The sequence below is a fragment of the Polaromonas sp. YR568 genome, assembly GCF_943369675.1.
GTDB lineage: Bacteria > Pseudomonadota > Gammaproteobacteria > Burkholderiales > Burkholderiaceae_C > Polaromonas.
The window spans coordinates 1-20,540 of record NZ_CALROB020000025.1 but is presented as its reverse complement, the minus strand read 5'-3'; the positions used below and the strand labels follow the sequence as shown (position 1 = coordinate 20,540).

Genomic DNA, 20,540 nt, shown 5'->3' with positions numbered 1-20,540 from the left:
GTGTGCTGACAATTTGACCAGTACAGTTTGGCAATATGTACCGATAACTGTACTGGTGGTGTACTGCTTTCAACTATAAAGTCTGAAACATGAACTGGCAAGAATTTACGGCTTTACTGGTGCTGGCCACGGCGATGAGCTTTTCGCCCGGGCCCAACACCACGCTGTCCACCGCGCTGGGCGCCAACCACGGCCTGCGCCGCGCGCTGCCTTTTGTCTGCGCGGTGCCCGTCGGCTGGGGCGCGCTGCTGCTGGTGTGCGCGCTGGGCCTGGGCGCGCTGATCGTGGCACTGCCGCTGCTCAGTTGGGCCGTCAAGATCATGGGCGTGGCCTACCTGCTGTGGCTCGCCTTCAAGATTTCACAGTCGCGCCAGCTCAGCCAGGCCGACGCGGCGCGCCTGAACGTCGGCTTCTGGCAGGGCGCCGCCCTGCAGTTCGTCAACATCAAGGCCTGGATGCTGGCGCTGGCCATCGTCAGCGGCTGGATCGCCGGCCGCGAGGCGCCCGCCCTGCGCCTGGCCATCGTGCTGCCGGTGATGCTGGCCTATGCTTTCGTCAGCAACCTGACCTACGCGCTGGCCGGCTCACTGCTGCGCGAGTGGCTTGCAGGGCCCGCCGGCAGCGGCCGGCGGCTGCGCTGGTTCAACTACATCATGGCCGGCGTGCTGGTGGCCACCGCCATCTGGATGCTCTTTATATGAGCACCAAGGCGCAAATCACCAAAGGCCTCTGGCTGGGCCTGCTGGGCATCGTGATCTTTTCGGTCACGCTGCCGATGACGCGCCTGGCCGTGGGCACGCCCGAGGCGCCGCAGATGTCGGGCCTCTTCATTGCGCTGGGCCGCGCCGTGGTGGCCGCGGGCCTGTCGGCCGTGTTCCTGCTGGCCACGCGCGCGCCCTTTCCGCGGCGCGAAGACTGGTGGCCGCTGGCCGTCACCGCGGGCGGCGTGGTGTTCGGCTTTCCGCTCTTTACCTCGATTGCCATGCGTTATGTGGAGGCCGTGCACGCCGCCGTGATCATCGGCGCCCTGCCCCTGGCCACCGCGGCCGTCGGCGCGCTGCTGCATCGCCAGCGCCCTTCCGCCGGCTTCTGGTTGTGCGCCGCCGCCGGCAGCGCGCTGGTGGTGGCGTTTGCCCTATTGCGATCGGGCAGCGGCGGCCTCTCCATCAGCCTGGCGGACTTGCTGCTGCTGGCCGCTGTGCTGTGCGCCGCCGTCGGCTACGGCTATGGCGCCAAACTCTCGCAGCGCATGCAGGCCGAACACGTGATCTGCTGGGCGCTGCTGCTGTCCCTGCCGCTCACCTTGCCGCTGGCCGCGCTGAGCTTGCCCGCCGGGCCCATCAAGGCCTCCGCATGGTGGGGCTTTGGCTATGTGGGCGTTTTTTCGATGTGGCTGGGTTTCTTTGCCTGGTACCGCGGCCTGGCCCTGGGCGGCACGGTGCGCGTGAGCCAGGTGCAGCTGGTGCAGCCGTTTTTGTCCATGCTGTTCGCGGTGCCGCTGCTGGGCGAGCGCCTGGACGCCGTGACGGTGGGCTTCGGCCTGGCGGTGATCGCCACCGTGTTCATCGGCAAAAAAATGCCGGTGCACCAGCCCGTGGCCATGCCCCCCTCTTTGCTGCACCCGAGGAAGACCTGATGTACTGCGCCGCCTTTATTTTCGAACCCGGCACCTATGACGAACGTTTCCACGCACTGGACGCGCTGATCGAGGAAGCCGCCCTCGCCACGCCCGGCTACCTGGGCGCGGAAACCTGGCGCTCGCCCGACGGCACGCGGAGCAACGCGACCTATTTCTGGGACAACCAGGAGGCGCTGCGCATCTTCTCGGCCCATCCGAAACATCTGGAAGCCAAGCGCCAGTACACCCAGTGGTACAAAGGCTTTCACATCGTCATATCGCAGGTGCTGCGCTCCTACGGCGACGGCACCATCGCCCACATCACGCCCAACGAACGCGCGCGCAAGACGGGCTAGGCCGCATGAACATCAGCAACATCCCCTTCGGCACGACGGACTGGTCCGCCGTTGCCCGCACCGAACATTCGGCCCTGGAAGGCAAGGCCTTCTGGCGCACGCAGCAGTTCGGCGACGTGCGCGTGCGCATGGTCGAGTACACGCCGGGTTATGTGTCCGACCACTGGTGCAAAAAGGGCCATATCCTGCTGTGCCTGCAGGGGCAGTTGCACACCGAACTCGAAGACGGCCGGCGTTTTACGCTGGAGCCGGGCATGAGCTACCAGGTGGCCGACCAGGCCGAAGCGCACCGCTCGACCGCGCCGCTGGGCGCCACCCTGTTTGTGGTGGATTGAGCATGAACTGTCTCTTGCGAAAAACCGCCACGGTGCGATCATGTTCCCCAGCCGGTGCCCGTGGCACCCTGTGAATTTTCAAAAGATTGTGTGAGCCGGGTTGTTTTGAACGACCCTCAAGGAGAAGCGTGAAATGAGCGACATGACATGGACCCAGGCGCAACGCGCCCACAAGATGAACCCTTCGGTGATCCGCGAGATCCTCAAGGTCACCGAAAAGCCCGGCATCATCAGTTTTGCCGGCGGCCTGCCCTCGCCCAAGACCTTTCCGGTCGCCGCCTTCCGCGAAGCCTGCGACAAGGTGCTGCGCGAAGACGGCCATGCCGCGCTGCAGTACGCCGCCAGCGAAGGCTATGCGCCGCTGCGCGAAATGGTCGCGGCCATGCTGCCCTGGGACGTGGACCCGGCGCAGGTGCTGATCACCACCGGCTCGCAGCAGGGCCTGGATCTGATCGCCAAGATCCTGATCGATGCCGGCAGCCGCGTGCTGGTGGAAACCCCCACCTACCTGGGCGCGCTGCAGGCGTTTACGCCCATGGAGCCCGAAGTCCTGGGCGTGGCCAGCGATGACGAAGGCGTGGACATCGCCGACCTGGCGAGCAAAGCGGCCGGCGCGCGTTTCTTTTACGTGCTGCCCAACTTCCAGAATCCGACCGGCCGCACCATGAGCGAAGCGCGCCGCGCCGCGCTGAGCGCCGAGGCCGCGCGCCTGGGCCTGCCCATCGTCGAGGACAACCCCTACGGCGACCTGTGGTTCGACACGCCGCCGCCGCTGCCGCTGACCGCGCGCAACCCCGAGGGCTGCGTCTACATGGGCTCCTTCTCCAAGATCCTCGCGCCCGGCCTGCGCCTGGGCTTCCTGGTCGCGCCCAAATCGCTGTACCCCAAGCTGCTGCAGGCCAAGCAGGCCGCCGACCTGCACACGCCGGGCTTCAACCAGCGCATGGTGGTCGAGACCATGAAGAACAACTTCCTGGATCGCCACGTGCCGACCATACGCGCGCTCTACAAATCGCAGCGCGATGCCATGCTGGCCGCGATGCAGCGCGACATGCCCGAAGGCGTGAGCTGGAACAAGCCGGCGGGCGGCATGTTTTTGTGGGTGCGCCTGCCCGAAGGCATGAACGCCATCGACCTGCTACCCAAGGCGGTGGAGCGCAACGTGGCCTTCGTGCCGGGCTGGGCGTTTTATGCCGACCATGCCGACGTGCGCACGCTGCGCCTGTCCTTCGTGACCTCCAGCGTCGAGCAGATCAACATCGGCATCGCCGCGCTGGCCGCGGCCATCCGCGAGCAATTGCCCGCCGGTGTGCCTGAATTGCGCGCGGCCGCATGATGGACACGGGCACGCTGTCGCTGTTTGTGTTGGCGGTGCTGGCGTTGTTCGCCTCGCCCGGCCCCAACATGGCCTTTGTGCTTTCGCACGGGCTGGCGCATGGCGTGCGCGGCGGCTTCGCGGCCGCCCTCGGCATCTCGGCGGCCGACCTGGTGCACACGCTGTGCGCCGCGACGGGCGTGACCGCGCTGGTCGCGGCCTGGCCGCCCTCTTTCGACGTGCTGCGTTATGCCGGCGCGCTGTATTTGCTGTGGCTGGCCTGGCAGGCGCTGCGGCCGGCCGGCGCGCGCCGTGATGCCGAGGCTGCCCCGGCCGGTTTCGCGCGCATCGTGCGCATGGCTTTGCTCAACAACCTGGTCAACCCGAAAGCGCTGCTGTTCTTCATGGTCTTCCTGCCGCAGTTCGTGGACCCGGCGCGCGGCCACGTCACGCTGCAATTGCTGCTGCTGGGCGTCCTGCTGTCGGCGATGGCCTTGCTGTTCAACACCGTGCTGGGCGCCTTCAGCGGGCAGATAGGGCGGCGCCTTCAGGCGCGGCCGGGCGCCGCGAAATTCCAGCGCGGCCTGCTGGCTTTTGTCATGGCCGGGCTCGCGCTGCGGCTGCTGTTCCTCGACCGTCCCTCCAAAGGATTCTGACCATGCTTCACGTCTGGGGGCGCATCAGCTCCATCAATGTCCGCAAGGTGGTGTGGGCCGCGCAGGAACTGGGCTTGACCCTGCAGCGCACCGACGCGGGCGGCCAATTCGGCATCGTCAGGGAGCCCGGGTACCAGCGCAAGAACCCGAACGGCCTGGTGCCGCTGATGGAGGACGGCGAGGTGCTTGTCTGGGAATCCAACGTCATCGTGCGCTACCTGTGCGCCAAACATTCGCCCGGGAATTTTTACCCCACGGCGCTGCCGCAGCGCTTTGCCGCCGAGCAGTGGATGGACTGGCAGCAGACCACCTTCAACCCGGCCGGGCGCGTAGCCTTCATCCAGCTGATACGCACGCTGGCGGAGCAGCGCCAGCCCGAGCTGATCGCGCAATCGGTGGCCGCAACCGACACCTTGCTGGCCCTGCTGGACGCGCACCTGGCCAACCATGCTTTTATAGGCGGCGAGAACTTCGGCATGGCCGACATCCCGCTGGGCTGCGAAATGCATCGCTGGTTCGGCCTGCCGCAAGCGCGCCCCGCGCGGCCCCACCTGGACCGCTGGTACCAATCCCTCCTGGCACGGCCGGCCACGCGCGGCGTGCTGGACCTGCCTTTGTCTTGACCGAAACTTTTGAGAACCCCATGAAGCAGCGCCCATTCAAACAAGTCGACGTGTTCACGCCCACCCCCTATTACGGCAACCCCCTGGCCGTGGTGATGGACGGCAGCGGCCTGGACGATGACGCCATGCAGCGCTTTGCGAAATGGACCAACCTCTCGGAAACGACTTTCCTGCTGCCGCCCACCGACGCCACGGCCGACTACCGTGTGCGCATCTTCACGCCGGGCGGCGAGCTGCCTTTCGCCGGCCACCCCACGTTGGGCAGCTGCCACAGCTGGCTGGAAGCGGGCGGCCAGCCGCATGCCAAAGATTTCATCGTGCAGGAATGCAAGGTCGGCCTGGTGAAGATTCGCCGCGAGCCCGGCACGAAGCGCCTGGCCTTTGCCGCGCCGCCGCTCAAGCGCTCGGCGCCCAGCCCCGTGGTGTTGGCCCAGGTGGCCGCCGCGCTGGGCCTCAAGGCGACACACATCGTGGCCGCGCAATGCCTGGACAACGGCCCGCTCTGGCTGGGCCTGCTGCTCGACAGCCCCGAAACCGTGCTGCAGCTGGCGCCCGACCACAAGGCGCTGGCCAAGCTGGGCATCAAGGTCGGCGCCGCCGCGCGTTACCCGCATGAAGAAAGCGCGCCGCTGATAGGACGCGCCAACCGCGAGGCCAGGGCTTTTGCGGCCTCGGCACCGGCTGCCACCTCGGACTTCACCCCCGACCTCGAAGTGCGCGCCTTTGTCTCGCCCATGGGCATAGACGAAGACCCGGTCACCGGCAGCCTGAACGCCAGCCTGGCGCAATGGCTGATTGCCGAAGGCCATGCACCCGAGCGCTACACCGCCTCGCAGGGTGTGTGCCTGGGCCGCGCGGGCCAGGTGCACATTGAACGCGATGCCGCAGGGCAAGTCTGGGTGGGCGGCGAATCGGTGAGTTGCGTGGACGGAAACGTCAGGCTCTGAACCATGGAAAGCACGACATCCTCCGCGCCGCCGGCCTCGCAGGTCGACCACCTGGTGGTGATGGCGGTCAGCCTGGACCAGGGTGTGCAGTGGTGTGAGCGTGTGCTGGGCATCACGCCTGGACCGGGCGGCGAGCACGCGCTGATGGGCACGCACAACCGCCTGTTCACGGTGGCCTCGCCGGCCTTTCCGCGCGCCTATTTCGAAATCATTGCCATCAACCCCGGAAAACCCAGCCCGCGCGCGGCGCCGGCCAGGCGCTGGTTTGACCTGGACGACAAGGAGCTGAAACTGCACCTGGCCAGCACCGGCCCGCAGCTCGCGCACTTCGTGGCCTCCACCAACCGTGTGCACGGCGGCGTGCGCGCCCTGGCCCGCCTGGGGCTGGACCGCGGCGAAGTGCTGGACGCGTCGCGCATGACGCCGCAAGGCCTGCTGGCCTGGAAGATCACCGTGCGCGAGGACGGCCAGCGCCTGTTCTACGGCGCGCTGCCCACGCTGATCGAATGGGGCGAGGCCCACCCCGCCGACGGCATGGCGGCCTCGGGCGTCACGCTGCAGTCGCTGCACGCCAGCCACCCGCGGCCCGACGCGCTGCGCGCCGGCTACGAAGCGATAGGCCTGGCCGGCGTGGGCCTGTCGCAAGGCCCGCCCAACCTGATCGCCACGCTGCAGACGCCGCGCGGCCTGGTCACGCTTGAATCACAAGGAGCCTGAAATGCTGTTCACCCCTGTCGAACTCGCCTGGTTTGCCCTCGCCGCCTTTGTGCTGGTGATCACGCCCGGGCCCAACATGATTTATTGCATCTCGCGCACGCTGTGCCAGGGACCGCGCGCCGGCCTGGTGTCGCTGGGCGGCGTGGCGCTGGGTTTTGTGGTGCACCTGCTGGCGGCCTCCTTCGGTTTGACCGCGCTGCTGCTGGCCGTGCCGGTGGCTTTTGATGCGATCAAGATCCTCGGCGCCGCCTACCTGCTGTGGATGGCCTGGCAGGCGGTGAAACCCGGCGGCCTGGCGCCTTTTGAAACACGCGAACTGCCGCACGACCCGCCGCGCACGCTCTTCCTCATGGGCTTTATGACCAACCTGCTGAACCCCAAGGTGGCGATGTTTTACCTGTCCTTCTTCCCGCAGTTCCTGCACCCCGAGCGCGGCAACCTCCTGCTGCAAAGCCTGACGCTGGGCCTGGTGCAGATCAGCGTCAGCACCAGCGTGAACACGGTGCTGATCTGCTTTGCCGCAGCCATCGCCGGCTTCCTGAACCGCAACATCAGCTGGATGCGCGTGCAGCGTTATGTGATGGGCACGGTGCTGGGCCTGCTGGCGCTGCGCCTGCTGGCCGAAAAACGGGCGGCTGCATGAGCCGCCGGGCCGCTCCCAAGGCGAATGCCGCAGCTCGCAGAGCGGAGGCTACCCAATGAGCGCCGTGCTGGATAGCGCGCCGGGGCTCAAGAACACCGGCAACATGCTGCCCTCGCTGCGCGAGATCGAAGACGCGGCCCGTGTGGTCTACCGCGAATTCCAGGCCACGCCGCAATACCGCTGGAGTTTGTCGAGCCAGCGCCTGGGCACCGACTGCTGGATCAAGCATGAGAACCACACACCGGTCGGCGCCTTCAAGCTGCGCGGCGGGCTCACTTATTTCGAGGCGCTGCAGCGGCGCGGCGAACTGCCCCCGCAAGTCGTCAGCGCCACGCGCGGCAACCACGGCCAGAGCATAGGCTGGGCCGCGCGCGCCCACGGCGTGGCCTGCACCATCGTGGTCCCGCACGGCAACTCGCTGGAGAAAAACGCCGCCATGCGCGCGCTGGGCGTGACGCTGATCGAACACGGCGACGACTTCCAGGCAAGCCGCGAGTTCGCCATCGCGCTGGCCGCCGAACGCGGCGCCCACATGGTACCCAGCTTTCATGCCGACCTGCTGAGCGGCGTCAGCACCTACTGGTGGGAGTTCATGCTGGCGGTGCCGCAGCTCGACGTCGTCTATGTGCCCATAGGCCAGGGCTCGGGCGCGTGCTCGGCGATTGCCGCCAAGCTGGCGCTGGGCCGCACGCTGCGCATCGTCGGCGTGGTGAGCGCGCACGCCACCACCTATGCCGACTCGCTGGCCGCCGGCCGCGTGGTCGAGGCGCCGGTCACCACGCTGCTGGCCGACGGGATGGCCTGCCGCGTCGCCGACCCGGCCGCGCTCGATATCCTGCTGCCGCACCTGGAGCGCATCGTGCAAGTCAGCGACGAGGAAGTGGCGCAGGCCATGCGCGCGCTGTATGCCGACACCCACAACATCGCCGAAGGCGCGGGTGCGGCGAGTTTTGCCGCGGCCATGAACGAGCGGGAACAACTCAAAGGCCAGGTCGTCGGCACCACGCTATGCGGCGGCAACGTCGACACGGCCACTGTCGCCAAGGTGCTAGCCCAGGGTTGAAACGGTCACGCGCGAGACTAAAGGCAACGGGGTGGCAAGCCACAATCCGCCCATGGGAACCCTTTACCTCGTGCGCCACGGCCAGGCCTCATTTGGCGAAGACGACTACGACATGCTCAGCCCCATGGGGCGCCAGCAAAGCCTGCGCCTGGGCGAATACTTCAAGTACAAGGGCACCACGTTTGACGCGGCTTTCACCGGCACGCTGCAGCGCCAGGTCAACACCTTTGCCGGCATCTGCGAAGGCATGGGCATCAGCCTGCAGGCCGAGCAACGCCCCGGCCTCAACGAATACGACAGCCACGCCGTCATAGGCGCCATCCACCCGCACAAGCTCGAGAAGCCAAGCACGCCCGAGGAATACCGCGGCCACTTCCGCCTGCTGCGCGACGGCCTGGCGCAGTGGATGGCGGGCGTGGTCAACCCCAAGGGCATGCCCAGCTACACGGACTTCGTCAGCGGCATCACCGACGTGCTGGACCATATCCGCGGCGCTTACACCGGCAACGTGTTGCTGGTCTCCAGCGGCGGCCCTATCTCGACGGCGGTGGGCCATGTGCTGGGCACCAGCCCGGAAACCACGATTGAACTCAACCTGCGCATACGCAACTGCTCGCTCACCGAATTCGCCTTCACGCCCAAGCGCCACATGCTGGTGACCTACAACACGCTGCCGCACCTGGATGCGCCGGAGCACGCGAGCTGGATCACCTACGCCTGAACCGCTTTGGCCGCAAGGGCCCGGCGTGGTGTTTTTGCCATTGCCGGGATGGCGCCAAGCAAAGATACTCTTCGGCAACATGCGCGCCGCCACCAGTTCCGCCAGCCTCGTCATCGCAGGGATACACCTTCATGCCGCCACGGCCGACGCGCTGGCGGCGGCCAGCTACCGCTTTTTGGTGCAGCTGGAGCAGCTCGGCCTGCAGGACGCCGTGGAAACCGAAGAGTTTGCCGCCCAAAACAGCACCGGTGTGGTGCGGCGCTTCCGCCTTTCCGCAGGCCTGGCCGCCGTATGGGCGCCCGGCCTGGACACCCTGGGCCTGGCTGAACGCCTGCAGCTGGACACGCTGAACAGCAGCGACGACCTGGAGCGTGAAATCCTGCTGGCCATGCTGCTGAGCCCGGTCGCCTTTGAATTCCCCAGCCATGAGGAGCTGGCCTCCGCCGTGCGCGTGCGCCGCAACATCGTGCTGGCCGCGCGCAAAACCGCGCTGGAGTTCCACACCACCGAGGTCAACCGGCCCGAAGACTGCTGGACGTATTCCGAGGATGACGGTTTCACCGTGCGGCCCGGTTACGCGCTGATCCCCGCGCTGCAAAAGGCCACGCAGCCCGAGGCCTCGGGCAAGCTGTATTCCTTTTCCTGCTACCGCGCGACCGAGTACGTGATCCTGCTGGCGATTGCGCAGGAACTCGAAACCTGCAACCCGCCGCTGCTGGCCGCGCTGCAGCAGCGCTGGGAGCGCCGCGCCATCATGTCGGGCAAGTTCCACGACGTGTTCCTGCGCGAATACGGCACCATGGAGCAGCCGCTGCCGCCCAAGTACTACGTGCCCGGCGACCGCCTGTGGTTCCGCAACCCCGATGAACACTCTTCGGACGTCTCGGGTTATGAAGGCTCCTGGGTGTTCTACATCGGCAACGGCCTGTTCACCAATTTCTGGAAGCGCGAGCAGCCCTACACGCTGACGGCCAAGTGCCTGGAACTCTTCCACTGGCGGCATGCGACCTACACCGATGAGGCCGGCGAACTGCGCATCAATGAAGAGATCGTCGAAGCCGGCGTCAAGGCCTCCAGCGCCGACCCGGTGGAGACGGCGCGCATCCTCGAGTTGATGCTGCGCATGCGCGAGCCCAAGGGCGTGTACCAGTCGGGCGGCTGCATAGACACCTCGCGCGAATACCCGCGCTGGATGCGGCCGGGCACTGCGGACATGGTGTTGCCGCCCGCGTGAGGGCCTGCGGTATTAAAAGCCGCTCATAAAACACTTCGGGGGGTTGCGCCGTCTCGCCTCTGCCACCGGGACTCCTAGGCGAGCTTGTACCCACGGCGACGCTCGAATGCTTGGTAGCTCGCGGCTACTGAGGGGTCAGCGTACTGTGCCGAGGTGTCCGACTGTGCGGATGCCCCGTCAAGCCCCGGCAGCGCGGCCGCAGACTGCAACCAGCTTTCGCGAGGGATCTTCGCGCTGATGAATGGCCCCAAGTAGGCGTCCAGGTGGCCTGCGTTTGGATCTTCAATCTCCCGGGTCAAGGCCTGGAGATAGGGCTCCTTGCTCGTGTGCGTCCAATCCACCGACATGCCGGAGCGAAAGCACAGCTCGGCGTGAACAAGAAGCATGGTCCGCCCATTTCCGTCAAGAAAGGGGTGGCCATAGGCAAACATGCCCATGATGAAGCCAGGCCGTGTGCTTATCTGCTTCTTGTCTTGCGCGTGGAACAGTCCTTCCTGGACCGCGCGCCTGCAGTCCCGGGGATGGCAGAAGAACACTGAGCCCTTGCCTACCGCCCTGTCAGGCAACACTTCGGCGCGGTCTTTACCGGCCCATGGGTAGAGGCCGCTGAAAAGTATTCGGTGTACCTCAAGGAAATCCGAATACTCGATGCGTTTGAGGCGGGCCAGGAAATCCAGGGCCTCCGGCAGTTGCGCGCGAAAAAGCTGGTGCTCAACTGCTTTGATAATTTCCAGGTTCTTCTCTGCACCTGAATTGCGCAGATACCCCATCGACGAGAAGTCACCGAAGGGATCAAACAAGCTTCAACTCTCGATGATGTGCCATGACCAGCTTGACCATATCGCTGGGCGGCAGCTTGCCTGCCCGAGTGAGCGCGACCAGCAGGTCGTCGGTCCGGTCACTTTTCACGTCATCGCCCGCGAGCCTGGTGACAGCGCTCGCCCATCGATCTGCGAATGTAGGGGCGAACGCCACACCCGCGTGCCTGGCGAGTTTCAACACGTAGCGTGCCGTTGGGGTCAACCGGCGTTGCGCAGCCTGCCTTTGGGACTGACCGCGCAGGCGCCCGACCCTGGCCAAGGCTTGGGCCAGCAAGACCTGCGTACCCACTTGAGCCACCCGGTCCGGTTTGACGTAGACGCCGCGACCGATTCGCTTGATAAGGCCTTTTTCTCCCAGCGCTTTGAGCGCTGCTGAAACCTGGCTCGGGCTGCCAAATGCGCTCACATCGGAGCGCAAAAGCACGCCGTCCCGGCGGGGGCGAAGAGATTGCAAAATTCGACCTTCGATGTCCATGTGGTTCATTATAAACCCGGGATAATAATTAGCAATATCAACAACTTAGCACATCGTTATATGCCGGAGTTAAGCCGCAACGAAAGTCGGCATGAACCGTTATTTGGCCCCGCTCACGCGCCAGATGACATTGCCCACGTCATCGGCCACCAGCAGCGCGCCGCGTTTGTCCATCGCCACACCCACAGGCCGCCCGTAGGCGTGGCCTTCAGGGCTGAGGAATCCGGTCAGCACGTCGACCGGCAAACCCGCCGGCAAGCCGTTCTGGAAAGGCACGAACACCACCTTGTAGCCGCTGTGCGGCACGCGATTCCAGGAGCCGTGCTCGCCGACGAACACGCCCGTCGCCAGCGTTGCCGGCAGCGCCTTGCCTTCCGAAAAGGCCATGCCCAGCGGCGCGACATGCGAGCCCAGCGCGTAGTCGGGCGACTGGGCCTTGGCCACCAGGTCGGGACGCGCCGGCCTGACGCGAACGTCCACGTTGTTGCCGTAATAGCTGTAGGGCCAGCCGTAAAAGACGCCGTCGCGCACCGAGGTCAGGTAGTCGGGCACCAGGTCGCTGCCGATTTCATCGCGTTCGTTGACCACCGTCCAGAGCGCGCCGCTTTCGGGCGCCCAGCCCATGCCGTTGGGGTTGCGCAGGCCGGAGGCGAACACGCGGTGCTGGCCGGTTTTGGGGTCCACCTCCCAGATCGCGGCGCGGCCGGTTTCGGCCTCCATGCCGCGCTCGCCGACGTTGCTGTTGGAGCCCACGGTGACATAGAGCTTGCTGCCGTCGGCATTGGCGATGATGTTTTTGGTCCAGTGGTGGTTGATGGGGCCGGCCGGCAGGTCCACGACCTTGACGGGCGCCGCGGTGATGCTGGTTTGCCCCGCCTGGTAGGGAAAGCGCACCACGGCGTCGGTATTGGCCACGTAAAAATCATTGCCCACCAGCACCATGCCGAAGGGCGAATTGAGGTTTTCCAGGAAGACGCTGCGGCTTTCGGCCTTGCCGTCGCCGTCGGCATCGCGCAGCAGGCTGATGCGGTTGGCCGTGGGTGCGCCGGCGCCGGCGCGGCCCATGACTTTTTTCATGATCCAGCCCTTGATGCCCTTGCCGTCTTCGAGTTTGGGCGGCGCATTGCTTTCGGCCACCAGCACGTCGCCGTTGGGCAGCACATACACCCAGCGCGGGTGGTCCAGCCCTTCAGCCAGGGCCGTCACGCCCAGCCCGGCCATGGGCGTGGGCATCTGGCCTTCGGGCCAGCCCTTGGCGGGCGCAATGTTCACGGTGGGAATCAGTCTTTTGACGGGCTGCGGCAGCGTCGGGTTGGAACCCATGCCGGCTTCGGGCGGCAGCAGGGCGGTGTCGCCGCAGGCCACCAGGCCGCCGACGATGGCCACGCAGATGACGGGCGCCAGCCATGCCTTGGCGGGCATGGCGAAAGAAGCCGGTGAACGCATAAAGTCTCCCTTGGGTGCCGCGCGCCGCACCAATGCGCCGCCCGACCACTGTGCGCCTGCCGCGATCACGGCGCTGTCAGCCGCCCGCCCACACCACTGTCAGCGCCGGCCCTCAGCCCGGCAGCAAGGGAAGGTCGGCCTTCTTCAGCGTACGCAGCACAAAGCTGGACTTGCTGTGGCGTATGCCCTTGATCTTGTAGAGCCGCTCCCGCAGCAGGCGCTCGTAGTCCTTGGTGTCGTGCACCGCGATGCGCAGCAGGTAGTCGTACTCGCCGGACACCAGGTAAGCCTCTATCACCTCGGGAATCGCCGCCAGGGTTTCGCCGAATTTTTCCAGCGTATTGTCGGAGTGGCTGTCGAGCGTGACCTGCACCATCACGGTGTCGCCAAGGCCCAGTGCCTGGGCATTGAGGCGCACGGTGTAGCCCTCGATCACGCCAGCCTCTTCCATCTTCTTGATACGGCCCCAGCAGGGCGAAGGGCTCAGGCCCACGGCCTGGCCTATGTCCTGAAGGCTGGTGCGCGCATCGGCTTGTAAAACCTGAAGGATTTTCCGGTCTAAAGTGTCCATTCAGGCAATTTATCTGATATTTGCGAATTTGCAGATTTTTTATCTGTATTTGGCAAATTCAGCGGTAAATCAAGCAAATCCTTCGGCGGCCCCCGGACGATACTTCTTTCATGGCAACGGGCTTACCGGTCCGCCCGCCAAGACACAGCCTCCAGCGAGTTACCGCTCGCTGGAGGCTTTGATTTTTCCCGTTGGCGTTAAACAGCGGCGCACTGCAGCCGCAGCTCCAGGCAAACGCCGTCCGGCAGGTTGTGCGCGGTGATGGTGCCGCCCATCTTGGCCATATAGGTTTTGGCGACAAACAGGCCCTGGCCGCGCTGGCCCGGCGCGCCGCCCTCGGCCTCAGGCAGGTCGGACACGCCGTATTCAAAAATCTTGCCCAGCATGCCGGCCTCTATCTGCGGTCCCAGGTTGCTGATGGCAATCACCGCCTCGGGCGCGGTCCCCTCTTGTGCCTGCAAAGCCAGCGTGATGCGGATCAGGCTGCCGGGCCGCCGGTAGCGCTCGGCATTGCGCAGCACGTGCGAAACCACGTCTTCCAGCGAATATTCGTCGGCGCGCACCGTGACCGGCTGGGCCAGCGGCTCAAAGGCCACACCGGGAATGCCGGCGGCCGCGGCGTTGCGCGCCACGTGGCGCAGGAACTCGTTGGCGTCCAGCGTCTGCACATTGAGCGCGGTGGACTCGAACGCCTCGCTGGGCGAGGCGCTGCCGTAAAGCACGCGCACGGCCTGCTGCATGCGGCTGATGTAGCGGTGGGCCGGGTCGGCGGCATCGCCGTGCAGCACCATCAGCGATTGCAGCGGCGACATGATTTCATGGCCGACCGCGTGCCAGGTGTCTTTTTCCTGGGCCACGCGGATCTGCTCGCGGCGCACGTCCTCGTTCACGCGCTGCAGCAGGTCCTGCAGGCCGCCGGCCAGCACGCCCAGTTCGTCGCCGCCGCGCAGGTCGGCCAGGTCCACCGCCGCCAGGCTGTCGCTGGCGCGCACGCCCTTGGACACGGTGGCGGCGCGGCGGGTCAGCTCGGTGATGCGGCGGATGATGCGCAACTCAATCGCCAGCCAGGTCGCAAAAATAGCCAGCAGCATGCCGCCCACAAACCAGGACACGCGGGTGGCCACCGCCGTGAGCACTTTGTTGACGCTGCGGATGTCGCCGGTCAGCGTGAGTTCATAGCGCCCCAGCGGCGTGCTGATGATGTCGGTGCTGGTGACGGGCGCGTCATAGCCCTCCACCTGCAGCCGGCGTATCAGCCAGGCGATCAGCGGCGAGGACCGCTCCGTGGCCTCGGCGCCGGACAGCGCCACGATGTCCGCGCCGGCGCCGGCGGCGCCCAGCTTGCGTATGCGCAGCTTTTCGCCGGGCAGCAGCAGGGGCGTCAGTTCCGCCCACGAAAAAGGCGCGGCGGCGCCTTGGGCATTGCTGTCGAACAGCGGCTTGCCTTCGCCGGGCGCCAGCATTTCCACCTGCACCTTGACCTGGTCCAGGTCGGCCGGCGGCCAGACGATGCCGGCCGGCCCTTTGGAAAACAGCGCCTCGCGAAACAGCTCCACCGGCAGGCGCACGCTGACGAAGGCGCGGCGCGTGCAGTCCGGCCCCGCCGGCGCGCCGTCCACGCAGCGGCCGTCCTGCCAGAGCCAGCCGCGAAAATCGCGCACGGGCCGGCTGGCCGGCGTGATGGGGCCATCGTCGGCAAAGCCCACCAGGCGTCCCCGGGTGTTGGCAAAGGGCGAGGCGTTGCGGCCCTCGTCCATGGCCTGCATGGCCTGGAAGGGTGCGATCCAGCGGTAGCGTTGCCCGCGCATGTCCACAGTGATGCGGGCGCGGTGCGCCTGGCTCAAATCCAGCGTGCCCGAGCTGTGCGACACCAGCGGCCCGCTGTTGAAGCTGCCGACGACGTAGAGGAAACCGCCGGCAAAGGGGTTGTTGCCCACGGCCACGCACATCGAGGCCGCATCGGGGTATTGCACCAGGCAGCCGGCCATCTCGACCGCCTGCTGGGCCTTGTTGCGATCGTCGAAGTCGATGGCGGAAAACGGCAGCACCAGCGGTCGCAGCGGCGTCACCTCATGGTCGTAGGCCGTGGGATTGAGCAGCACCAGCTGGCCCGTGGGGTGGCGCAGTTTGGCCGCGATCTGCGCCTGGTTCTTGCGAAAGCCGTCCTGGTAGTTGCGGTAGCTGCGCTCTTTTTCGTCCTGCAGCACGGCGACGGCCAGTGCGATGGTGGCCAGCCCCAGCAGCAAAAAAGCGCCGCGAAAAAAAACCCGCAGGCCGAAGGGCACACGCGCCGGCAGCAGGCGCTCCACGCCCAGGCTGGCGGGCAGCTTCACGCCTTGCCCTTGCCGCCACGCGCGGCCTCGGCCGCTTCGGCCCAGCGAAAACCGCGCATGGGAACGTTCTCAATGCCGTCGAAGCTCGCGTCGATTTCCTTGAAGGCGTCGCGTATGGTGCTGACGTGCTTGCGGATGTTGTCGCGGTTGCGCCCGCTTTTGACCACCAGGTAGAGGTCGTCGTAGCTGACCACCTCGCCGCGGCGCGCATGCAGCGCCGCCAGGATGCGCTGCGCCGTCAGCGGCAGGTTCACGCGCTGGCCGCGCCAGATCGCCGTGTTCTGGCGCAGCGGGTCCAGATGCAGCTCCTGGCTGCTTGCGGCGGGCGCCTTGCCCGCGGGCGCGGCCTTGGCGCTGCGCAGGATGTCCAGGAAGGTCTCGATGAAATCGGCTTCCTCGAAGGTGGTTTTCTGCAGGTAGTCCCAGGCATCCAGGGCCTTCATGATGCTGCGGTAGATGGCGGCCGGCATGGCGGACACCACCAGCACCGGCGTGCCCTGCCGCTGCTTGTTGATGGCGTTGATGATGGCCACGCCGGCATGGCGTTCGCGCCCGAGTTCGATGTCCAGCACCACCGCGTCGTAGCCTTCGCGGGCGACGGCGGCTTCGGCGTCGTCGCGGTTGAACCACTGGTCGACCTGTATGCCCGGCCGGGCCGATTCAATCCAGCCCTTGAGCTGATTGCTCATGGGCAAGTCGTCTTCGATCACGGCAATTTTGGTCATGGGCGTGGCATGCGGAGGATGGAGTGGCTTCATTATGGGTGCCGGCCGCGACTGGCCGTGTGAGTGTTTCTTCCGTTGGCGGAGGCTTGCCGCCCGCCGGAGCGCGCAAAGACACCGCCCGGACGCATTGAACGCTCCGGTCCCGATTCGAACAATGGAGGCCAGAGAGAACGCAGTCCGCGCCTCTCGCCAAACCTACCGGAGGAGCCTGTCATGAACCCACGTTTTAGCCGCATCGCCCTGCGCATACGCGCCATCTTTTCCCGCGGGGTGCACGGCACCCGCCGCATCGCCGCCACCGGAGTCCGGCGCGCCGCCAGCGCCAGCGGCCTGATGGTCGCCACCGCGGCGGCGGCCGGCGCCGGCTACCTGCTGTGGGTGCACCCGCCCGTGGAATCGGTGGGGCGCGGCGACGTGACCATACGCACCAACCAGCTGACCGGCGGCGTCGACGAGTTCCGCGAAGGTTCCTTGCTATTGCTGCCCGGCCTGCATGAAGTGCGCACCTTCTCGCTGCGCGACCAGGTCTACCGCCCCGAAGGCAGCAGCCGTGCCGACGGGCCTTCGCCCTTCCAGTCGATCGAAGGCATGTCGCTGGGCGTGGACCTCACGGTGCGCTACGCGCTGGACCCGGCCAAGGTCAACGCGCTGTCGAAAAACCTGCCCGACGACATCGCCGGCCAGATCGTGCAGCCCGCCGTGCAGGGCGTGATCTACAAAACTTTCACCCGCTACACCGTGCGGGAAATCTTCTCCACCAAGCGCGCCGAGATCCAGCAGCTCATCGAGGCCGAACTCAAACCGAAACTCGCGGCCGACGGCATCCTGCTGCGCACGGTTCAGATGGGCAAGGTGGACCTGCCCGCCGACTACCGCCAGGGCATGGACAAGCTGCTGGCCGAAGAGCTCGCGACGGAAAAAATGCGCTACACGCTGGCGCTGAAAGAAAAGCGCGTCAAGGAAACCGAGCTGGACGCGATGGCCGACAAGGTGCGCCGCGAAACCAACGCGCAGGCCGCCGCCAGCGAACAGGTGATCGCGGCCAGGGCGCAGGAAGAGGCCATGAAGCACGTGCTGCCCTTCAAGCAAAAGCAGATCGAGCAGCGCCAGCTCGAAGCCGAGGCCGACAAGCAGTCGCGCATTCGCACGGCCGAAGGCAGCGCGCAGGCCAGGCGCATCGAGGCCTCCGGCGAGGCCGATTCGCGCCAGAAACTGGCGGACGCCGAAGCCTACCGGCTGGACCGTGTTGGCAAGATCAACAGCGAGCAGATGGCGCGTGAAGGCGTGCTGATCACACGCCACCCGCTGCTGATCCAGAAAACCATGGCCGACAAGCTCAGCGACAAGATCACCGTGATCATCGCCCCGCCCTCCACCAGCGGCGGCTTTGTGGGCGCGGGACTGCTGGGCGGCGCGCCCAAGGCCGACCGCACCGTGGCACAAGCCCCTCGCGGCAACAACACGCAAGAAGAACAAGAGGCCGAATAATGATCACCACCGCACTCCTGACCTTGGCCATCGTGACGCAGGACCAGGCCACGCTGCGCGCCGCGCCGCGCGATTCCGCCGCGCAACAGGCCGCCCTGTGGCAGGGCGACGCGCTGGAAATCCGCGGCCAGCGCATGGACTACCTGCAGGTCTACGACCACAGGCGCGAACGCGCGGGTTTCATCCACGTCAGCCAGGTGCGCACCGTCTCGCTGCAGCCCGAAGACGCGCCGCAATTGCTGTCAGTGGTGCGCTTCCTGCGCGAAAGCCCGGGCGCCGAAGCGCTGGGCATTGCCTACACCGCCGCCTACCTCAAGGCCGCGCCGGCAGACGCCATAGGCGCGGAAGCCTTCGACGCGCTGGGCACCATGGCCGAGCGCCTGGCGCGCCGCGCCTCCATGAAGCACGGCAAGGCCACCAGCGACGTGATTTCCGCGCACATGGAAGTGGCGTCTTTTTATGGCGTGGGTTTCAAGGGCTATGAGCAGGGCGGCAGCATGCAGCTTTGCTACAACGGCGAAGCCTTTCGCCGTGTGCTGGCCCTGCCGTCCGATGCGGAACAACGCGCCCGCGCCGCGCTGGCCGTGACCCGCCCCGATTGCATGAGCCCCGACCTGCACCCGCAGGAGCGCCTGGCGCAGGACCAGTGGCGCGCCGAGGTGCTGGACAAGCTCAGCGCCGCGCAGTTCGCCCAGCTGTCCGACGTCAGCAAAAACCGCTTGCGCCTGCGCCGCGCCGGCGTGTTTGCCAGCCTGGCCTTCCAGCAGGCGCGCCGGGCCGAAGCACCCACGGCGGCCGCGCAGCGCGCGCTGGCGGAACTTGCGGCGGTGAACAAGCTGGAACTGACGGACAACGACAGGCAGGACTACAACGATGCGGCGATCCGCGTGGGGGCCTCGCGCTGGGCCGCGGAAACCACCCTCCCGCGTTTCGCCAAACTGACGCTGGCCACCGAAGCCGGCCAGGCCGGCGAAACCTGCGTGGCGCTGTATGAAAACAAGGCCGACGGCAAACCCGGCAAGGAAGCGGTCGCCAAACGCTGCACCTATGGCATCGTCTGGGCCGCTTCCGCCAGCGCGCATCCCGACGGCCAGGCGCTGGCACTCGCCGTGCAGCCGCTGGACGCCTGGCGCGAACTTTGGGTGTTTCGCAAGAATGCCGGGAAATGGAGCATCGATGTGCTGCCGCCCGCCAGCAACGACCCCGAACTCGGTTATGTGGAATTTGCCGGCTGGGTGCGCGGCGCGCCGCAAATGCTGCTGGCCCGCGAGACCCGCATCGGCGGGCGCCTGCGCCGCAATTTTGAAGTGGCCCGCATGGACACCTTGACGGCCGAAAAGCAGGCCGGCGACCCCGGTGCGCTGGCCGCCTTTAACCGCTGGCAGGACGCCGCGTGGAAGCGGCAGAGCGTGATCCTGCGTTAGTTAAAAAGCCGTCTTGTCGTTCAGCGTGTCGGCCGGCAGTTCATCGATCTCCACCAGCAGCCGCGCCAGGCTGCGGCCCGCCGCGCCCAGCAGGGCGCGGCCTTTTTCGGCGGTGGCGGCGGCCGCATTGCCCACGGCGCCATGCGGGTTGTAGTCCTGCATCTGCCAGGCCAGTTTGGCGCTGCGGCCGTCACCCAGAATGCTGAATTTTTCGGCGCGGTCTTGCGAGGTGGAATGAAAGTTTTGCGCTTTCGCCATCTCGACCTGCTCCGGCTTGAGGGCCAGCATCATCGAAGTTTCAATCTCGCCGGCGTGGATGCCGAAGCGGTGCTCCGTGGCGCTGAACAAGTCGTTCACCGGCTTGCCGTCTTCACCCGTGAGCGGCAGGTTGAACCAGTTCACGCTGTAGACCAGCATGCCCAGCCGGGCCCGCAGGTCGCGCGCCACCACGTCCAGCAGGCCAACCTGGCCGCCGTGCGAATTGAGCAGCACCAGCTTTTTGACACCCGTTTGCGCGACCGACTCGGCCAGCTCGGTCCACAGCCGAATCACCGTGTCGGCTTTCAGCGTCAGCGTGCCGGCAAAGCGCGTGTGCTCGGGGCTGAAACCCACGGCCTGCGTGGGCAAGAACAGAATCGGCTGCGCGGCCGGCAGGTGCGGCAAGGCGGCAGCGATCACGCCCTCCACCAGCGTCGCATCCACATTGAGCGGCAGGTGCGGGCCGTGCTGCTCTGTGGCCGCCACCGGCAGGACCGCGATGCAGCGGGCCAGGTCCAGTTTTGCGAAGTCTGGGGTTTTGAGGATGGACCAGTGGCGGGGTGGGGTTGGGGTGGGCATGGGGTATTTTCGCCGGTTCTTGCGCCGGCGGCCGCTTCTGCCTTTTGCTAAGGCTTGCTGGCCGGGAGTGGCCCGGCGGCCAGTAACTTTGGCGAAACCCGCAAAGCGGGTTTTCTTTTGTTCGCCAAAAGGCGCGCTGCGCGCGCGGGGTTCGCTCACTTCGCGCAGCGAAGTTACGCGAACACCAAAGTC

General features: G+C 66.4%; 22 protein-coding genes. 15 read left to right on the top strand and 7 right to left on the bottom strand.

The genetic code is table 11. The annotated features are described in order from the left end of the window. The first annotated feature begins 89 nt into the window (after positions 1 to 89). From ACLV8F_RS14795 to ACLV8F_RS14735, 13 genes are all read left to right on the top strand, one after another. On the top strand, positions 90 to 701 hold the full coding sequence (locus tag ACLV8F_RS14795) for a LysE family translocator (protein ID WP_411884960.1): 612 nt from the start codon (positions 90 to 92) through the stop codon (positions 699 to 701). After that, on the top strand, positions 698 to 1,636 hold the full coding sequence (locus tag ACLV8F_RS14790) for a DMT family transporter (protein WP_411884959.1): 939 nt from the start codon (positions 698 to 700) through the stop codon (positions 1,634 to 1,636). Before ACLV8F_RS14795 ends, ACLV8F_RS14790 begins: the two co-directional genes overlap by 4 nt. Beyond that, positions 1,636 to 1,974: an antibiotic biosynthesis monooxygenase family protein gene (locus tag ACLV8F_RS14785; protein ID WP_411884958.1), complete on the top strand. Its 339-nt coding sequence runs from the start codon at positions 1,636 to 1,638 to the stop codon at positions 1,972 to 1,974. The genes ACLV8F_RS14790 and ACLV8F_RS14785 overlap by 1 nt, the downstream gene beginning before the upstream one ends. Positions 1,975 to 1,979: 5 nt before the next feature. Next, positions 1,980 to 2,309, top strand: coding sequence for a DHCW motif cupin fold protein (locus tag ACLV8F_RS14780; RefSeq protein ID WP_411884957.1), 330 nt, complete (start codon positions 1,980 to 1,982; stop codon positions 2,307 to 2,309). Between the two features lie 142 nt (positions 2,310 to 2,451). Next, entirely contained in the window at positions 2,452 to 3,645 is a 1,194-nt protein-coding gene (locus tag ACLV8F_RS14775) for a PLP-dependent aminotransferase family protein (RefSeq protein ID WP_411885009.1), read from the top strand. After that, positions 3,642 to 4,280: a LysE family translocator gene (locus ACLV8F_RS14770; protein WP_411884956.1), complete on the top strand. Its 639-nt coding sequence runs from the start codon at positions 3,642 to 3,644 to the stop codon at positions 4,278 to 4,280. The genes ACLV8F_RS14775 and ACLV8F_RS14770 overlap by 4 nt, the downstream gene beginning before the upstream one ends. A 2-nt stretch (positions 4,281 to 4,282) precedes the next feature. After that, positions 4,283 to 4,903 carry a glutathione S-transferase gene (locus tag ACLV8F_RS14765; protein WP_411884955.1) on the top strand — a complete coding sequence of 207 codons (621 nt, stop codon included), beginning with the start codon at positions 4,283 to 4,285 and terminating at the stop codon, positions 4,901 to 4,903. Between the two features lie 20 nt (positions 4,904 to 4,923). Then, positions 4,924 to 5,850, top strand: coding sequence for a PhzF family phenazine biosynthesis protein (locus ACLV8F_RS14760; protein ID WP_411884954.1), 927 nt, complete (start codon positions 4,924 to 4,926; stop codon positions 5,848 to 5,850). A gap of 3 nt (positions 5,851 to 5,853) precedes the next feature. Further along, positions 5,854 to 6,567, top strand: coding sequence for a VOC family protein (locus tag ACLV8F_RS14755; RefSeq protein WP_411884953.1), 714 nt, complete (start codon positions 5,854 to 5,856; stop codon positions 6,565 to 6,567). Between the two features lies 1 nt (position 6,568). Next, on the top strand, positions 6,569 to 7,210 hold the full coding sequence (locus ACLV8F_RS14750) for a LysE family translocator (protein ID WP_411884952.1): 642 nt from the start codon (positions 6,569 to 6,571) through the stop codon (positions 7,208 to 7,210). 55 nt (positions 7,211 to 7,265) lie between these two features. After that, the gene (locus ACLV8F_RS14745) at positions 7,266 to 8,273 is read left to right on the top strand and encodes a threonine dehydratase (protein ID WP_411884951.1); all 1,008 of its coding nucleotides are present in this window, start codon (positions 7,266 to 7,268) and stop codon (positions 8,271 to 8,273) included. A 52-nt stretch (positions 8,274 to 8,325) separates the two neighbouring features. After that, positions 8,326 to 8,994, top strand: coding sequence for a histidine phosphatase family protein (locus tag ACLV8F_RS14740; protein WP_411884950.1), 669 nt, complete (start codon positions 8,326 to 8,328; stop codon positions 8,992 to 8,994). Positions 8,995 to 9,073: 79 nt separating this feature from the next. Next, on the top strand, positions 9,074 to 10,228 hold the full coding sequence (locus tag ACLV8F_RS14735; protein ID WP_411884949.1) for a hypothetical protein: 1,155 nt from the start codon (positions 9,074 to 9,076) through the stop codon (positions 10,226 to 10,228). Positions 10,229 to 10,302: 74 nt separating this feature from the next. Here ACLV8F_RS14735 and ACLV8F_RS14730 read toward each other — a convergent pair whose 3' ends face one another. From ACLV8F_RS14730 to ACLV8F_RS14705, 6 genes are all read right to left on the bottom strand, one after another. Then, positions 10,303 to 11,028, bottom strand: a complete 726-nt coding sequence (locus ACLV8F_RS14730) for a Fic family protein (protein ID WP_411884948.1) — start codon at positions 11,026 to 11,028, stop codon at positions 10,303 to 10,305. Continuing rightward, on the bottom strand, positions 11,021 to 11,524 hold the full coding sequence (locus ACLV8F_RS14725; protein ID WP_411884947.1) for a DUF6088 family protein: 504 nt from the start codon (positions 11,522 to 11,524) through the stop codon (positions 11,021 to 11,023). The genes ACLV8F_RS14730 and ACLV8F_RS14725 overlap by 8 nt, the downstream gene beginning before the upstream one ends. A gap of 99 nt (positions 11,525 to 11,623) precedes the next feature. After that, entirely contained in the window at positions 11,624 to 12,946 is a 1,323-nt protein-coding gene (locus tag ACLV8F_RS14720; protein WP_411885008.1) for a PQQ-dependent sugar dehydrogenase, read from the bottom strand. A 136-nt stretch (positions 12,947 to 13,082) separates the two neighbouring features. After that, complete coding sequence (locus ACLV8F_RS14715; protein ID WP_092132085.1) at positions 13,083 to 13,541, bottom strand: Lrp/AsnC family transcriptional regulator; 459 nt, start codon at positions 13,539 to 13,541, stop codon at positions 13,083 to 13,085. 197 nt (positions 13,542 to 13,738) lie between these two features. After that, a complete protein-coding gene (locus tag ACLV8F_RS14710) occupies positions 13,739 to 15,874 on the bottom strand; it encodes a sensor histidine kinase (protein ID WP_411884946.1) in 2,136 nt (711 codons plus the stop codon). After that, positions 15,871 to 16,599, bottom strand: coding sequence for a response regulator transcription factor (locus ACLV8F_RS14705; RefSeq protein WP_411884945.1), 729 nt, complete (start codon positions 16,597 to 16,599; stop codon positions 15,871 to 15,873). Before ACLV8F_RS14705 ends, ACLV8F_RS14710 begins: the two co-directional genes overlap by 4 nt. Positions 16,600 to 16,812: 213 nt before the next feature. Between ACLV8F_RS14705 and ACLV8F_RS14700 the strand changes: the two genes are divergently transcribed. Then, a complete protein-coding gene (locus tag ACLV8F_RS14700) occupies positions 16,813 to 18,087 on the top strand; it encodes an SPFH domain-containing protein (protein ID WP_411884944.1) in 1,275 nt (424 codons plus the stop codon). Continuing rightward, positions 18,087 to 19,511 (top strand): hypothetical protein, encoded by a 1,425-nt coding sequence (locus ACLV8F_RS14695; protein WP_411884943.1) that lies wholly within the window; start codon positions 18,087 to 18,089, stop codon positions 19,509 to 19,511. The genes ACLV8F_RS14700 and ACLV8F_RS14695 overlap by 1 nt, the downstream gene beginning before the upstream one ends. Here the strand turns inward: ACLV8F_RS14695 and ACLV8F_RS14690 are convergent, their stop codons facing one another. Then, on the bottom strand, positions 19,512 to 20,348 hold the full coding sequence (locus tag ACLV8F_RS14690) for a creatininase family protein (protein WP_411884942.1): 837 nt from the start codon (positions 20,346 to 20,348) through the stop codon (positions 19,512 to 19,514). It lies immediately after the preceding gene. Positions 20,349 to 20,540 lie beyond the last annotated feature (192 nt).

Bases quoted from the DNA above. Each gene is read 5' to 3' on its own strand.
- ACLV8F_RS14795 (WP_411884960.1), top strand. From the start codon at position 90: ATGAACTGGCAAGAATTTACGGCTTTACTGGTGCTGGCCACGGCGATG.
- ACLV8F_RS14790 (WP_411884959.1), top strand. From the start codon at position 698: ATGAGCACCAAGGCGCAAATCACCAAAGGCCTCTGGCTGGGCCTGCTG.
- ACLV8F_RS14785 (WP_411884958.1), top strand. From the start codon at position 1,636: ATGTACTGCGCCGCCTTTATTTTCGAACCCGGCACCTATGACGAACGT.
- ACLV8F_RS14780 (WP_411884957.1), top strand. From the start codon at position 1,980: ATGAACATCAGCAACATCCCCTTCGGCACGACGGACTGGTCCGCCGTT.
- ACLV8F_RS14775 (WP_411885009.1), top strand. From the start codon at position 2,452: ATGACATGGACCCAGGCGCAACGCGCCCACAAGATGAACCCTTCGGTG.
- ACLV8F_RS14770 (WP_411884956.1), top strand. From the start codon at position 3,642: ATGATGGACACGGGCACGCTGTCGCTGTTTGTGTTGGCGGTGCTGGCG.
- ACLV8F_RS14765 (WP_411884955.1), top strand. From the start codon at position 4,283: ATGCTTCACGTCTGGGGGCGCATCAGCTCCATCAATGTCCGCAAGGTG.
- ACLV8F_RS14760 (WP_411884954.1), top strand. From the start codon at position 4,924: ATGAAGCAGCGCCCATTCAAACAAGTCGACGTGTTCACGCCCACCCCC.
- ACLV8F_RS14755 (WP_411884953.1), top strand. From the start codon at position 5,854: ATGGAAAGCACGACATCCTCCGCGCCGCCGGCCTCGCAGGTCGACCAC.
- ACLV8F_RS14750 (WP_411884952.1), top strand. From the start codon at position 6,569: ATGCTGTTCACCCCTGTCGAACTCGCCTGGTTTGCCCTCGCCGCCTTT.
- ACLV8F_RS14745 (WP_411884951.1), top strand. From the start codon at position 7,266: ATGAGCGCCGTGCTGGATAGCGCGCCGGGGCTCAAGAACACCGGCAAC.
- ACLV8F_RS14740 (WP_411884950.1), top strand. From the start codon at position 8,326: ATGGGAACCCTTTACCTCGTGCGCCACGGCCAGGCCTCATTTGGCGAA.
- ACLV8F_RS14735 (WP_411884949.1), top strand. From the start codon at position 9,074: ATGCGCGCCGCCACCAGTTCCGCCAGCCTCGTCATCGCAGGGATACAC.
- ACLV8F_RS14725 (WP_411884947.1), bottom strand. From the start codon at position 11,524: ATGGACATCGAAGGTCGAATTTTGCAATCTCTTCGCCCCCGCCGGGAC.
- ACLV8F_RS14720 (WP_411885008.1), bottom strand. From the start codon at position 12,946: ATGCCCGCCAAGGCATGGCTGGCGCCCGTCATCTGCGTGGCCATCGTC.
- ACLV8F_RS14715 (WP_092132085.1), bottom strand. From the start codon at position 13,541: ATGGACACTTTAGACCGGAAAATCCTTCAGGTTTTACAAGCCGATGCG.
- ACLV8F_RS14705 (WP_411884945.1), bottom strand. From the start codon at position 16,599: ATGACCAAAATTGCCGTGATCGAAGACGACTTGCCCATGAGCAATCAG.
- ACLV8F_RS14700 (WP_411884944.1), top strand. From the start codon at position 16,813: ATGAACCCACGTTTTAGCCGCATCGCCCTGCGCATACGCGCCATCTTT.
- ACLV8F_RS14695 (WP_411884943.1), top strand. From the start codon at position 18,087: ATGATCACCACCGCACTCCTGACCTTGGCCATCGTGACGCAGGACCAG.
- ACLV8F_RS14690 (WP_411884942.1), bottom strand. From the start codon at position 20,348: ATGCCCACCCCAACCCCACCCCGCCACTGGTCCATCCTCAAAACCCCA.